Annotated in this window: 10 protein-coding genes; all 10 read left to right on the forward strand. The window is 58.6% G+C overall.

Annotation, left to right across the window (positions count from 1 at the left end):
• The first annotated feature begins 26 nt into the window (after positions 1–26).
• Positions 27–2489, forward strand: a complete 2463-nt coding sequence (locus tag ASF29_RS18600; protein WP_062452135.1) for a glycogen/starch/alpha-glucan phosphorylase — start codon at positions 27–29, stop codon at positions 2487–2489.
• Positions 2489–4696: a 1,4-alpha-glucan branching protein GlgB gene (gene glgB / locus ASF29_RS18605; RefSeq protein ID WP_062452136.1), complete on the forward strand. Its 2208-nt coding sequence runs from the start codon at positions 2489–2491 to the stop codon at positions 4694–4696. Before ASF29_RS18600 ends, glgB begins: the two co-directional genes overlap by 1 nt.
• Before the next feature lie 69 nt (positions 4697–4765).
• Positions 4766–6028 (forward strand): glucose-1-phosphate adenylyltransferase, encoded by a 1263-nt coding sequence (gene glgC, locus ASF29_RS18610; protein WP_062452137.1) that lies wholly within the window; start codon positions 4766–4768, stop codon positions 6026–6028.
• A 5-nt stretch (positions 6029–6033) separates the two neighbouring features.
• Positions 6034–7476 (forward strand): glycogen synthase GlgA, encoded by a 1443-nt coding sequence (glgA, locus tag ASF29_RS18615; RefSeq protein WP_062452138.1) that lies wholly within the window; start codon positions 6034–6036, stop codon positions 7474–7476.
• Positions 7477–9108 carry an alpha-D-glucose phosphate-specific phosphoglucomutase gene (locus ASF29_RS18620; protein WP_062452139.1) on the forward strand — a complete coding sequence of 544 codons (1632 nt, stop codon included), beginning with the start codon at positions 7477–7479 and terminating at the stop codon, positions 9106–9108. It abuts the gene before it with no gap.
• Positions 9109–9329: 221 nt separating this feature from the next.
• Positions 9330–11282 carry a glycogen debranching protein GlgX gene (gene glgX, locus ASF29_RS18625; protein ID WP_062452140.1) on the forward strand — a complete coding sequence of 651 codons (1953 nt, stop codon included), beginning with the start codon at positions 9330–9332 and terminating at the stop codon, positions 11280–11282.
• 94 nt (positions 11283–11376) lie between these two features.
• Positions 11377–11865 (forward strand): MaoC family dehydratase, encoded by a 489-nt coding sequence (locus tag ASF29_RS18630; protein ID WP_062452141.1) that lies wholly within the window; start codon positions 11377–11379, stop codon positions 11863–11865.
• Positions 11866–11893: 28 nt separating this feature from the next.
• Complete coding sequence (locus tag ASF29_RS18635) at positions 11894–12604, forward strand: transporter substrate-binding domain-containing protein (RefSeq protein ID WP_082453563.1); 711 nt, start codon at positions 11894–11896, stop codon at positions 12602–12604.
• A gap of 362 nt (positions 12605–12966) precedes the next feature.
• Entirely contained in the window at positions 12967–14337 is a 1371-nt protein-coding gene (locus ASF29_RS18640) for an APC family permease (protein WP_062452142.1), read from the forward strand.
• Positions 14338–14468: 131 nt separating this feature from the next.
• The gene (locus tag ASF29_RS18645; RefSeq protein ID WP_062452143.1) at positions 14469–15119 is read left to right on the forward strand and encodes a hypothetical protein; all 651 of its coding nucleotides are present in this window, start codon (positions 14469–14471) and stop codon (positions 15117–15119) included.
• Positions 15120–15127: the final 8 nt, after the last annotated feature.

Here is a 15127-nt window from a genome sequence, read left to right on the forward strand (position 1 = left end):
CCTCCCAACAAGGTGCTGACCGACCAATGATCAATAAACTTGAAACCAACGATCTTCCTCGCCCCGCCCCGCGCAGTTCGGAACCAGACGTTCTCGCCTCGGAAATCATCGAACGGCTGACCTATCGCATCGGCAAGGACGTCAAGGTTGCAAAACCGCATGACTGGCTGACCGCCACCATTCTGGTCATCCGCGACCGCGTCATCGACAAGTGGATGGAATCCACCCGTAAGGCGTATCAGCACGATTCCAAGCGCGTCTATTATCTGTCGCTGGAATTTCTGATCGGCCGCCTGATGCGCGACGCCATCTCCAACCTTGGGCTGATGGGTGAGATCAAGAACGCGCTGACGTCGCTCGGCGTCGAGTTCGATGTCATTGCCGGCCTGGAGCCCGATGCGGCGCTGGGCAATGGCGGTCTTGGCCGCCTCGCCGCCTGCTTCATGGAATCCATGGCTACCGTCGATATTCCGGCCTACGGCTATGGCATTCGTTACGTCCACGGTCTTTTCCGTCAGCAGATGGCCGATGGCTGGCAGGTGGAACTGCCCGAAACATGGCTTGCCCACGGCAACCCCTGGGAGTTCGAGCGCCGCGAAAGCTCTTACGAAATCGGCTTCGGCGGCGCAGTGGATACCGTTGGCGGCTATGAAGAGCCCCAGCGTTTCGTCTGGAAACCGGCTGAGCGCATGATCGCCACGGCCTATGATACGCCGGTCGTCGGCTGGCGCGGCACCCGCGTCAACACGCTTCGGCTGTGGTCGGCGCAGCCCATCGACCCCATCCTGCTCGATGCCTTCAATGCGGGCGATCACATCGGCGCGCTGCGGGAAAGCAACAAGGCCGAAGCCCTGACCCGCGTGCTTTACCCCGCCGATGCCAATCCGGCTGGCCAGGAACTGCGCCTGCGGCAGGAATATTTCTTCTCGTCCGCCTCGCTTCAGGACATTCTGCGCCGCCATTTGCAGCAATATCCTGACTTCACCAACCTGCCGGACAAGGTTTCCATCCAGCTCAACGACACGCATCCGGCCATTTCCATCGCCGAAATGATGCGCCTGCTGTGCGACGTGCATGGTCTGGAATTCGACGAGGCCTGGACGCTGACACGCGGCACCTTCTCCTACACCAACCACACGCTTCTGCCCGAGGCGCTGGAAAGCTGGCCTGTTCCGCTGTTGGAGCGTCTGCTGCCCCGCCACATGCAGATCATCTACGCGATCAACGCCAACACGCTTCTGGTGGCCCGCAAGCAGCAGACGATGAGCGACCAGCAGGTCCGCTCCATTTCGCTGATCGAAGAAGCTGGCGAGCGCCGCGTGCGCATGGGCAACCTTGCCTTCATCGGCTCCCATTCCATCAACGGCGTGTCGGCGCTTCATACCGAACTGATGAAGGAAACGGTGTTTTCCGACCTTCACACGCTCTACCCGGATCGCATCAACAACAAAACCAACGGCATCACACCACGCCGTTGGCTGATGCAGTGCAATCCCGGCCTGACCGACCTCATCCGCCAGTCCATCGGCGATGAGTTCCTCGACGACGCCGAAAAGTTGATCGCACTCGACACGTTCGCCGAGGACAAGGGCTTTCGCGAAAAATTTGCCGAAATCAAGCGGCAGAACAAGGTACGCCTTGCCAATACGGTCGCCCAGCGCATGGGAATCCGGATTGATCCATCGGCGATGTTCGACATTCAGATCAAGCGCATCCACGAATACAAGCGCCAGCTTCTGAACCTGATCGAGGCGGTTGCTCTTTATGACCAAATTCGCTCGAGACCGGAACTGGATTGGGTTCCGCGCGTTAAGTTCTTTGCTGGCAAAGCAGCGCCGAGTTATCACAACGCCAAGCTCATCATAAAGCTCGCCAATGATATCGCTCGCGTCATCAATAACGATCCGGCAGTGCGCGGGCTTCTGAAAGTGGTTTTCATTCCCAATTACAACGTGTCCCTCGCGGAAATCATCGTTCCTGCGGCTGATCTGTCCGAACAGATTTCCACAGCCGGCATGGAAGCATCCGGTACGGGCAACATGAAATTCGGTCTGAACGGCGCGCTCACCATCGGCACACTCGATGGGGCCAATGTCGAAATGCTCGAGCATGTCGGCAAGGACAATATCGTGATCTTCGGCAAGACCGCCGAGGAAGTCTCGCAGGCCCGTTCGGAAGGGCATAACCCGCGTTCCCTCATCGAAAACTCCGCCGAGCTGTCTCAGGCAGTGTCTTCCATCGCTTCCGGCGTGTTTTCGCCCGACGACAGATCGCGCTTCTCGCAGCTCATGGACGGCATTTACAACAATGACTGGTTCATGGTCGCGGCTGACTTCGATGCCTATGCGCAGGCACAGCGCGATGTCGACGCCATCTGGAGCGACACGAACAGCTGGTACGAAAAAACAGTCCGCAATACGGCACGCATGGGCTGGTTCTCGTCCGACAGGACGATCCGGCAATATGCATCCGAAATCTGGAGAGCCTGATGAAAAAACCGCTCAATACTGCCGAAGAGAAAAAGACTGGCGCCATCAACAAGGCGGAAATCGAGGCAATCAAGAGCGGTTTGCATTCCAACCCCTTTGCCGTCCTGGGTGTTCACCAGACCCCGGACGGCTTCGTGGCCCGCTGCTTCATTCCCGGCGCGGAAGAGGTAACGGTCATGACGCTGGACGGCAACGTTGCAGGCGAACTGGTCCGCACCGATGATGACGGTTTCTTCGAAGGACCCGTGACGCTCTCCAAACGTCAGCCCATCCGCTACCGCGCCCTGCGCGACGATGCGGAATGGGCCGTGACCGATCCCTACAGCTTTGGCCCCGTGCTGGGCCCGATGGACGACTATTATGTTCGCGAAGGCTCGCATCTACGCCTCTTCGACAAGATGGGCGCGCATCCGCTGAAGCACGAAGGGGCCGAAGGTTTTCATTTCGCCGTCTGGGCGCCCAACGCCAGACGTGTATCTGTGGTGGGCGATTTCAACAATTGGGATGGCCGCCGCCACGTCATGCGTTTCCGCAAGGATACCGGCATCTGGGAAATCTTCGCGCCAGACGTTTATGCCGGTTGCAGCTACAAATTCGAAATCGTCGGTCCACACGGCGAGCTGCTGCCGCTCAAGGCCGACCCCTATGCCCGGCGCGCCGAACTGCGCCCTAAAAACGCGTCCGTCACCACGCCGGAACTGGTTCAGAACTGGGACGACGAGGCACACCGAAAGTATTGGGCCAGCATCGACCAGCGCCGTCAGCCGATCAGTATCTACGAGGTCCACGCCTCGTCCTGGCAATATGGCGACAATGGCGAGTTTCTGACATGGGACGAGCTGGCCGCACGGCTCATTCCCTACTGCGCCGATATGGGCTTCACCCACATCGAGTTCATGCCGATCTCCGAGCATCCCTATGATCCGTCCTGGGGCTATCAGACCACCGGCCTCTATGCCCCGACTGCCCGTTTCGGCGAGCCGGAAGGCTTTGCCCGCTTCGTCAACGGCGCGCATAAGGTCGGCATCGGCGTTTTGCTGGATTGGGTACCCGCGCATTTCCCTGTCGATGAGCATGGTCTGAAATGGTTCGATGGCACAGCGCTTTATGAGCATGCCGATCCGCGTCAGGGCTTCCACCCGGACTGGAACACCGCGATCTATAATTTTGGTCGCGTCGAGGTCATGTCGTATCTCATCAACAACGCGCTCTATTGGGCCGAGAAATTCCATCTCGATGGCCTGCGCGTCGATGCCGTGGCGTCCATGCTCTACCTGGATTACTCCCGCAAGGAGGGCGAGTGGGTGCCCAACGAATATGGCGGGCGCGAAAATCTGGAATCGGTGCGTTTCCTGCAGCAGATGAACACGCTGGTTTATGGCAACCACCCCGGCGTCATGACGATCGCCGAGGAATCCACATCGTGGCCGAAAGTTTCGCAGCCGGTGCATGAAGGCGGCCTCGGCTTCGGCTTCAAATGGAACATGGGCTTCATGCATGACACGCTGAGCTATTTCCAGCGCGAGCCGGTACATCGCAAGTTCCACCATCAGGAACTCAGCTTCGGCCTGCTCTACGCCTTCAGCGAAAACTTCGTGCTGCCGATTTCCCATGACGAAGTGGTGCACGGCAAGGGCTCGATGATTGCCAAGATGCCGGGCGACGACTGGCAGAAATTTGCAAATCTTCGCGCCTACTACGCCTTCATGTGGGGGTATCCCGGCAAGAAGCTGCTGTTCATGGGCCAGGAATTTGCCCAGTGGAGCGAATGGAGCGAAAAGAGCTCGCTCGACTGGAACCTGCTGCAATATCATATGCATGAGGGCATGCGCCGCCTCGTGCGCGACCTCAATTTCATGTACCGCTCCAAGGCAGCGTTGCATGCACGCGATTGCGAACCGGAAGGGTTTCAGTGGCTGTCGGCGGACGACCACGAGAACTCGGTTTTTGCGTGGCTGCGTCTGGCACCGGGGGAAAAGCCGGTGGCCGTCATTTCCAACCTCACGCCTGTCTACAGGGAAAATTTCTACGTGCCGCTGCCGACAGCCGGTCGCTGGCGCGAAGTGCTCAACACCGATGCCGAGATTTACGGCGGCACCGGCAAGGGCAATGGCGGACGTGTGCAGGCGGTGGATGCCGGCGGCAAGATCGGCGCGACACTGACCTTGCCACCGCTTGCCGTCATCATGCTGGAGCTGGAAAGCTAAAAGGGCCTCGAACACACATTCGGTGCCTTGATATTACGGGAACATACGGAATTTTACGGGAGGATTGCTATGAGTGAAAAAAGAGTTCAGCCGCTGGCGCGTGATGCGATGGCCTATGTGCTTGCCGGTGGCCGTGGCAGCCGCCTGAAGGAGCTGACGGACCGACGTGCCAAGCCCGCCGTCTATTTCGGCGGCAAGGCCCGCATCATCGATTTCGCATTGTCGAATGCCCTCAATTCCGGCATTCGCCGCATCGGTGTCGCCACGCAGTACAAGGCTCACTCGCTCATCCGCCACCTGCAGCGCGGCTGGGACTTCTTCCGCCCGGAAAGAAACGAAAGCTTCGATATTCTGCCCGCCTCCCAGCGCGTGTCCGAAACGCAATGGTACGAAGGCACCGCGGACGCGGTTTACCAGAACATCGACATCATCGAGTCCCACGGACCCGAATATATGGTCATTCTGGCGGGCGACCACATCTACAAGATGGACTATGAATACATGCTGCAACAGCATGTGGACTCAGGCGCCGACGTGACCATCGGCTGCCTTGAAGTGCCGCGCATGGAAGCCACCGGCTTCGGCGTGATGCATGTGAATGAGAAGGACGAGATCATCGCCTTCATCGAAAAGCCTGCCGATCCGCCGGGCATTCCCGGCAATGAGGACTTCGCGCTCGCCTCCATGGGCATCTACGTGTTCCACACGAAATTCCTGATGGATTGCCTGCGCCGTGACGCAGCAGACCCCAATTCCAGCCGTGACTTCGGCAAGGACATCATTCCCCACATCGTCGAGCATGGCAAAGCCGTCGCTCACCGTTTCGCTGCCTCCTGCGTGAGGTCCGATTTCGAACACGAGCCCTACTGGCGCGATGTCGGCACGATCGACGCGTACTGGCAGGCCAATATCGACCTGACCGATATCGTTCCCGATCTCGACATCTACGATAAATCCTGGCCGATCTGGACCTATGCGGAAATTCTGCCGCCTGCCAAATTCGTGCATGACGATGAAAAGCGTCGTGGTTCGGCAACATCCTCTGTGGTGGCCGGTGACTGCATCATCTCCGGTTCCTCGCTCAACCGCAGCCTGTTGTTCACAGGCGTGCGCGCAAATTCATATTCGCGCCTTGAGAATGCCGTAGTGCTCCCGAGTGTAAAGATCGGTCGCCACGCGCAGCTCAGCAACGTGGTGATCGACCATGGTGTTGTCATTCCAGAAGGACTGATCGTTGGCGAAGACCCGGAACTCGATGGAAAGCGCTTCCGCCGCACAGACAGCGGCATTTGCCTGATAACCCAATCGATGATCGACAAGCTGGATTTGTAGACCTCATGAATGTTCTTTCGGTTGCGTCCGAAGTCTATCCACTCATCAAGACCGGGGGGCTCGCCGATGTCGCTGGCGCGCTTCCCATCGCGCTCAAGGCATACGGCGTCACCACGCGCACGCTCATTCCCGGCTACCCCGCCGTCAAAGCCGTGGTGACGGACGCCGTCAAGATTGCCGAGTTCCCCGATCTCTTGGGCGCACCGGCAGATCTTCTCGAAGCCCATCACGAGGGCCTCGACCTTCTGATCCTCGATGCGCCTGCCTATTACGAACGCCCCGCAGGCCCCTATCTGGATTCCACCGGCAAGGATTTCGAGGACAACTGGCGGCGCTTCGCAGCACTTTCGCTGGCGGCAGCAGAAATCGCAGCCGGAAAGCTGCCGGGCTGGCAGCCGGACCTGATGCACGCCCACGACTGGCAGGCGGCCATGGCCCCGGTCTATATGCGCTACGCGGAAACGCCGGAAATTCCAAGCGTCCTGACCATCCACAACATCGCCTTTCAAGGCCAGTTCGGTGCCAATATCTTCAGCCAGCTGGGCCTGCCCGCCCATGCCTTCAGCACCGAAAGCATCGAATATTACAACGATATCAGCTTCCTCAAGGGTGGCGTACAGACCTCGACGGCCATCAGCACCGTCAGCCCATCCTACGCCGAGGAAATCCTGACGCCGGAATTCGGCATGGGGTTGGATGGCGTCATCCGCAGTCGCGCCCATGTCATGCACGGCATCGTCAACGGCATCGATGCCGATGTCTGGAATCCGGCCACCGACCACCTCGTCAATCACAATTACTCCGCCGCCAATCTGAAACTGCGCACCTTGAACAAGGCCTCTGTCGCCAGTCATTTCCGCATCGATCAGGATAACGGACCGCTTTTTTGCGTCATCTCACGCCTGACGTGGCAAAAGGGCATAGACCTCGTGACCGAAGTGGTGGACGATATCGTTGCCATGGGTGGCCGCCTCGTCGTGCTGGGTGCTGGCGAGATTGCATTGGAAGGTGCCCTTCTGGCCGCAGCCTCGCGTCATCCTGGCCGTGTCGGCGTCGCCATCGGCTATAACGAGCCGCTGTCGCATCTCATGCAGGCGGGCTGTGACGCCATCATCATTCCCTCGCGTTTCGAGCCCTGCGGGCTGACCCAGCTTTACGCCCTGCGCTATGGCTGCATTCCCGTCGTAGCGCGCAATGGCGGGCTGAACGATACCGTCATCGATGCCAACCACGCGGCCATCGCCGCCAAGGTGGCGACGGGCGTGCAGTTTTCCGCCATCACTGCCGATGGATTACGCCAGGCCATTCGCCGCACCGTTCGCCACTATCACGATCCCAAACTGTGGACGCAGATGCAGAAGCAGGGCATGAAATCGGATGTTTCCTGGGAAAAAAGTGCAGGCCTTTATGCCGCCCTTTACGCCCGACTTATTTCGAAAGGCCAATAAATGACGATTACCACCGTTCAGACCAAACCATTTCAGGACCAGAAGCCCGGCACATCAGGCCTGCGCAAGAAGGTCCCGGTTTTCGCCCAGGAACATTACGCCGAAAACTTCATCCAGTCGATTTTCGACAGCCTCGAAGGTTTTGCCGGACAGGCTCTGGTGATCGGCGGCGACGGTCGCTACTACAACCGCGACGTCATCCAGAAGGCCATCAAGATGGCCGCCGCTGCCGGTTTCGGTAAGGTTCTGGTCGGTCAGGGCGGCATTCTGTCCACGCCTGCGGCCTCCAACATCATCCGCAAATACAAGGCCTTCGGCGGCATCGTTCTGTCAGCCAGCCATAATCCCGGCGGCCCCAACGAAGATTTCGGCATCAAGTACAATATCGGCAATGGCGGCCCGGCACCGGAAAAAATCACTGACGCCATTTTCGACCGCACGAAGAACATCCAGACGTACAAGATCGCCGAGGCCGCCGATATCGACCTCGACACCATCGGCAGTGCCGATGTGGCAGGCATGACGGTAGAGGTCATCGATCCCGTGGCCGACTACGCCACACTGATGGAAGAGCTGTTCGATTTCGGTGCCATCCGCAACCTGATTGCAGGCGGCTTCAAGGTCGTGGTTGACTCGATGAGCGCCGTCACCGGCCCCTACGCAGTCGAGATCATCGAAAAGCGCCTCGGCGCGCCCGCCGGCTCCGTGCGCAACTCCATTCCGCTTCCCGATTTCGGTGGCCACCACCCGGACCCGAACCTCGTTCATGCCAAGGACATGTATGACGACGTGATGAGCGCGGCGGGCCCCGATTTCGGCGCCGCCTCCGACGGCGACGGCGACCGCAACATGGTGGTCGGCAAGGGCATGTTCGTCACGCCATCCGACAGCCTCGCCATCATCGCCGCCAATGCGACGCTCGCTCCCGGCTATGCCTCCGGCATATCAGGCATCGCCCGCTCCATGCCAACAAGTGCCGCCGCTGACCGCGTGGCCGAAAAGCTCGGCATCGGCATGTATGAAACGCCGACCGGCTGGAAATTCTTCGGCAACCTGCTGGACGCCGGCAAGGTCACCATCTGCGGCGAAGAAAGCTTCGGCACCGGCTCCAACCATGTGCGTGAAAAGGACGGCCTCTGGGCCGTGCTGTTCTGGCTGAATATCGTTGCCAGCCGCAAGGAAAGCGTCAAGGACATCGTCACCAAGCACTGGGCCGAATATGGCCGCAACTACTACTCGCGCCACGACTATGAAGAAGTCGATAGCGACGCCGCCAACACGCTGGTCTCCATCCTGCGCGAAAAGCTCGCCACCCTGCCCGGCACCACCTACGGTGCGTTGAAGGTGAAGGCCGCCGACGATTTCGCCTACAACGACCCGGTCGACCAGTCCGTCAGCAAGAACCAGGGCATCCGCATCCTCTTCGAAGGCGGCTCCCGCGTCGTCATCCGCCTCTCCGGCACCGGCACGGCGGGCGCAACTCTGCGCCTCTACGTCGAGCGTTACGAGCCAGATGCGTCTCGGCATAATATCGAAACCCAGGAGGCGTTGGCGGATTTGATTTCGGCAGCGGATGCGATTGCGGGGATCAAGAAGCATACGGGGCGTGATGCGCCGACGGTGATTACCTGACAGTTCGCGAGGGCAGTGGGTGGGGCTTACCCCCCTCTGTCCTGCCGGACATCTCCCCCACAAGAAGGGAGATCGGCTGGGCGCACTGACATCACTTCAATCTCTTCAGTTAAAGGTGGCCGAAAGGATGCCGCGAGTCGATCTCCCCCCTTGAGGGGGAGATGTCCGGCAGGGCAGAGGGGGGTAAGCCCCACCCACAAAGCCAACAAATGGAAACCCCGATGCCAAACTCCACCGTTTCCCCCCTTGGCGCCATCCCCACGGAAAACGGAACGGCATTCTCCGTCTACTCCCGCCACGCCTCACACATCGACCTCTGCCTCTTCAACGAAACCGGCACCACCCAGACCGCCCGCCTGCCCATGCAGCGCGATGAAAACGACATATACCGCCTCATCACCCACGCCCCCATCGGCAACCGCTACGGCTTCCGCGCCGATGGCGTCTACGCACCCGATCACGGCCTCTGGTTCGACCCATCCAAGCTCCTGCTCGACCCCTATGCCACGCAGATCGACCGGCCTTTCGCCCACGACCCGGCGCTGTTCACCTTTGGCACCGACACGGCACACATCATGCCGAAGTCCATCGTCTCGCAGCACCATCAGGTAAAACGGCAGCCGCCCCGCTTCGCACCCGGCGGCCTGATCTATGAAGTCGCCGTCAAGCCCTTCACCATGCTACACCCGGATGTGCCAGATGCCATCAAGGGTACAATCGCGGCCCTCGCCCACCCCGCCATCATCACCCACCTCAAAACCATCGGCGTCGATGCCATCGAGTTGATGCCCATCACCGCATGGATCGATGAGCGCCATCTGCCGCCACTCGGCCTCACCAATGGCTGGGGCTACAACCCTGTCGGCTTCATGGCGCTCGACCCGCGCCTCTGCCCCGGTGGCGTGGAGGAACTGCGCGAGACGGTCGCCGCCCTCCACGATAATGGCATCGGCGTCATTCTCGATCTCGTCTTCAACCACACCGGCGAAAGCGACCGCTTCGGCTCGACGCTATCGTTGCGCGGGCTGGATAATCTCAGCTATTATCGCCATCTGCCCGATGATCCCGGCACGCTGGTCAACGATACGGGCACCGGCAACACCGTCGCCTGCGACCACCCGCAGGTTCGGCAACTGATTCTCGATACGCTGCGGCACTTCGTGGCGCATGCGGGCATAGACGGCTTCCGCTTCGATCTTGCCCCCATCCTCGGTCGAACTGTCAGCGGTTTCGACACCACCAGCAAAACCCTCGCGGCCATGTCTGCGGACCCTTTGCTGCATGACCGCGTGATGATTGCCGAACCCTGGGACATCGGCCCCGGCGGTTACCAGCTCGGCAATTTCCCCGAAAACTTCCTCGAATGGAACGACCGCGCCCGCGATGACCTGCGCCGCTACTGGCGCGGCGATGCCGGCACCACAGGCGCACTGGCCGATGCACTGGCCGGCTCATCCGCCATCTTCTCCCGCCACAACCGAACCGCCACCCGCAGCGTCAACTTCCTCGCCGCCCATGATGGTTTCACGCTTTTCGATCTCGTGGCCCATGAGCACAAGCACAATGAAGCCAATGGCGAAGACAACCGCGATGGCCACAATGAAAACCATTCCTGGAACAACGGCGTCGAGGGCCTGACGGACGACCACGCGGTCAATGCGGCCCGCATCGCCGATGTAAAATCGCTGCTTTCCACCCTCTTCGTCACGCGCGGCACCATCATGCTGACCGCAGGCGATGAGGCGGGCCGCAGCCAGCGCGGCAACAACAATGCCTACTGCCAGGACAACGACATCACCTGGGTCGATTGGGCCAAGCTTTCGCCAGAGCTGATCGAACACACGGCCTACCTCGCCGCCCTGCGCAAACGCTTCGAGGTTTTCAGCGAGGCAGCTTTCTTCTCGACCAGCACAGATGATGTGCAATGGCTCTCACCGACAGGCGAGCCCATGACCGTGGCCGATTGGGAGCAGCCCGAGGGAATGCCGCTCGCCATGCTGTTGAAAACCCGTGATCTGGAAACGGACGACATCGTGCGCCTCGCCATCCTTTTCAACCGTACCCACGACGTTGTGCCCTTCACCCTGCCGGGCACATGGCAACCGCTGGGCATGGATTTCGGCAATCCCGCCTATCTTCCGGCGCGCTCGGTGGTGTTTTACCAACAGGCCTAAATATTGCAGTGCAAAAAGGTGATTGTTCTTTAAGCAGACGCCTGTAAGCTCCACATCTCTGATGCGCCCCATCACCGTCCCATCGCGAGGAACCATGCCCAAGGAAATCTCTCTGGCTGAGGTCAAAGGCCTTGTCGGTTCAGAAGTCGGAACATCCGACTGGATCACCGTCGATCAGGCGATGATCGACGCCTTCGCCAAGGCCACGCTGGACGACCAGTTCATCCACACGGACCCGGAACGCGCCAAAGCAGAAAGCCCCTTCGGCGGCACCATCGCTCACGGTTTCCTCACGGTCTCGCTGCTGTCTGCCATGAACTACAGCGCACTGCCCAAAATCCGCGAACAGACTATGGGCATCAATTACGGCTTCGACAAACTCCACTTCGTCACCCCCGTCAAAAGCGGCGCCCGCATCCGCGGCCACTTCACCCTGGCCGAAGCCCGCTTCCGTGGTGCCGCCATGCTCATGAACACCTATGACGTGACGGTGGAAATCGAAGGTGAAAAGAAACCGGCCCTCACCACACGATGGACGACAATCAGCCAGTTCAACCCCGAGGATCGACCCGAGGACGATTGAGGAAGGGTGACAGACAAACAGAGGCGTCATGAAATTCGCTTATTTGATCGAGCCACCATTTAACTACCGCAATGACCAAGGCGTTGTGACTGGCTGCGATGTTGAACTAGCACGAACCGTCCTGTCGATGATTGGTATCGAAAGGGTAGAGTTCATCGAAACCGAGTTTGCAAACCTGCTTCCCGGCTTGGAGCCGCGCCGGTGGGATATTACAACAGGCCTTTTCGATACCGACGAGCGTAGAAAAATAGTCGCTTTCAGCCGTCCCATATGGGCATTGTCGGACGGGCTCCTCATCCGAAAGGGCAATCCTAAAAAGCTAAACGGATACGCCTCTATTGCCGCAAACTCCGAATGCGAACTGGCTGCAATACACGATCAGGTCCAACACCAAGCCGCTCTTGCTGCTGGCATCTCGGAAAACCAGATCATTTTATACCCAACATATGGTGAGGCCGCGAACGCTGTTATAAACGGACAGGCCCATGCTTATGCGAGCGTGGCTATGGCGCATCGAGGATATCTTGCGCAACATCACCAGATCGATCTGGAAGTTGTCTCTGTGCCAACCACGGAACGAGATGCGGCTTTCGGTGCATTCGGTTTTCGTCAATCAGACCACGAATTGAAGAATGCAATCGATTCCGCATTGACCCAATATCTTGGTTCCAACGAGCATCGGGCCATGATGCAACCCTTCGGCTTCACTGATGCGGATATCAACATGATCGCGACTTAGCGAGCATTGCAGACCTGAGCTTTAGCCCGCGACAAGCGCGGCCCGTGTTCATCGATGAATTGAGCCAGACGAGCTTTCTCCTCATCCGTCAACGCTACGCTATCGACGAAACGCCCCGTGCAGAAGCACGAATGCCTCGTCGATCTGCAAAACCAAGTCAAAAAATCGCTCTTAACTGCAGATATTTATCGACATCAATCTGCATCTCGTGCCGTCTAGTTCAGAGGATATGTACGGGATTAGGCCAAACCATTCCATGCTTCTGGCCCTATGCATTGCGCGCAACGTTTTCTCTCCCAACACCGGAACCCGTGCGCCTGATAACGCGTTGAAGGCTACACGCCTTGAGGGGGGACAATTCAATGGCACCAAATGTAACACAACCCGACAACTCGGCTGAGCCGACAACCGAACTCAAACGCGTGATCGGGCCGGGGCTGCTGCTTCTGTTCATCGTCGGCGATATTCTCGGAACCGGCATCTATGCGCTGACCGGGCAGGTTGCGGCGGAAGTCGGCGGAGTGGTGTGGCTGCCCTTCATGATCGCCTTTGGCGTCGCCCTCCTCACCGCCTGCTCCTATCTAGAACTCGTCACGAAATACCCCAAAGCCGCCGGTGCCGCGCTCTATACGCACAAAGCCTTCGGCGTGCACTTCATCACCTTCCTCGTCGCCTTCACCGTTATGTCGTCTGGCGTCACCTCCGCCTCGACAGCCTCCCGCGCCTTTGCCGCCAACTTCACCACGGTAACCGGGTTTGATTTCGGTGCCTTCGGCGTCACCGGCGTCGCCATCGCTTTCATCGTCGCCATCGCGCTTATCAATTTCCGGGGCGTCGGCGAAAGCGTGAAGATGAATGTGGTGCTGACCGTCGTAGAACTCACCGGTCTGCTCATCATCATCGGCATCGGCTTCTGGGCCATCGGTAATGGTCAGGGCGATGTTTCCCGCGTCTGGACCTTCGAGCCTGCGGGCGAACACGGCGTCATCTGGTCCGTGGTCGCCGCCACCACACTCGCCTTCTTCGCCATGGTCGGCTTCGAGGATTCGGTCAACATGGCCGAGGAGTGCAAACAGCCCGCCCGCATCTTCCCGAAGGTGCTGCTCGGCGGCCTCGCCATTACCGGCGTCATCTACGTTCTCGTCGCTATTTCCGCCATCACGCTCGTCTCGGCATCCGACCTCGGTGAAGGCGAAACACCACTGCTCAAAGTAGTCGCCGCAGGCGCACCCAACTTCCCTATCGGCATTTTCGGCATCATCACCATGTTTGCGGTCGCCAATTCCGCGCTCATCAACATGATGATGGCAAGCCGCCTGATCTACGGCATGAGCCGCGAAGGCGTGCTGCCCCCAGCGCTCGGCAAAGTCCACAAAGGCCGCCAGACGCCCTACATCGCCATCATCTTCACCTCACTTATCGCCATCGGCCTCATCGCCTTCGCAGGCGGCGTCCCGGCGTTGGGCGGCACCACGGCACTGCTGCTGCTCGGTGTCTTCACCATCGTCAATGTCGCAGTGCTGGTGCTGCGCAAGGACAAGGTCGCCCACAAACACTTCCGCACCCCCACCATCCTGCCGATCATCGGCGCCGTCAGCTGCTTCTTCCTCGTCGGCCCTTGGACAGGGCGCGATCCGGTGCAATATTCGATTGCCGGTGTGCTGCTATTTATCGGCGTGCTGTTGTGGCTGGCGACGGTTGGATTCATGCGGATGCAAGAGAAGGCGGCTTAAAACTGAGTCCAGACCGATTTCACGACAACCATCGCTTAGTTGGCTGCCGGTGAATACATCACCTAGTGGCATCGCAGAGAATCGATTAATTTGCTGTCGATGGCTACCAATCTGGGAAAAGAATTCTTGCGATGAGCAGTAGTATTTCGACAGCGCTGATCTCAGATGTCTTGAATTATTTTCAAATTCCTGGAGCAAGCACAGCTATGGGGGTGTATGAAAAGGTTTTAGAGAAACGCAGAACCGAGGCGCTGAACATTTTGCTAATGGAAATTCGTCAGGGTGACTTTGCAAACCTAGACAGCGATGAAACGGTATCGGTAATCGCTAGATACCTTAGAGACGCGCAAGAAGGCACTGCAAAGAACAATCTGAAAATCTTAGCCAAAACAATCAGAGGAATGGCCGATGAGGAAAAGCTCGTCGCAATAACGTTCAATCGCTACGCTTCCGTTGTTTCAGCGCTGACGCAAACTGAAATCGAACTTTTAGGCTTCATGGCGAGAGAAGAAGCGTTTGACTATCTAAGCCACCAGAAAAAATTTGACCAATATTTTCCTAAGACGGACCTGTATCCAGTTTTCCAGAGCTTGATGCGATTGGGACTCATAGCATTTCATACTGGCGTTGAATCTAAGTATACACCCGCTGGCAATAACGACTATGGAGACTACGAAGCATCTGTTGAAAGCGAAAGCTGGACAAACTACGAAACGACAAATCTATTCCATGAGATAATGGGTTATGCGTCGTTATTTGAGGTCGAAGACTTAGCGCAATAAATGCTGGC

Source organism: Rhizobium sp. Leaf262, assembly GCF_001422245.1.
Classification (GTDB): domain Bacteria; phylum Pseudomonadota; class Alphaproteobacteria; order Rhizobiales; family Rhizobiaceae; genus Agrobacterium.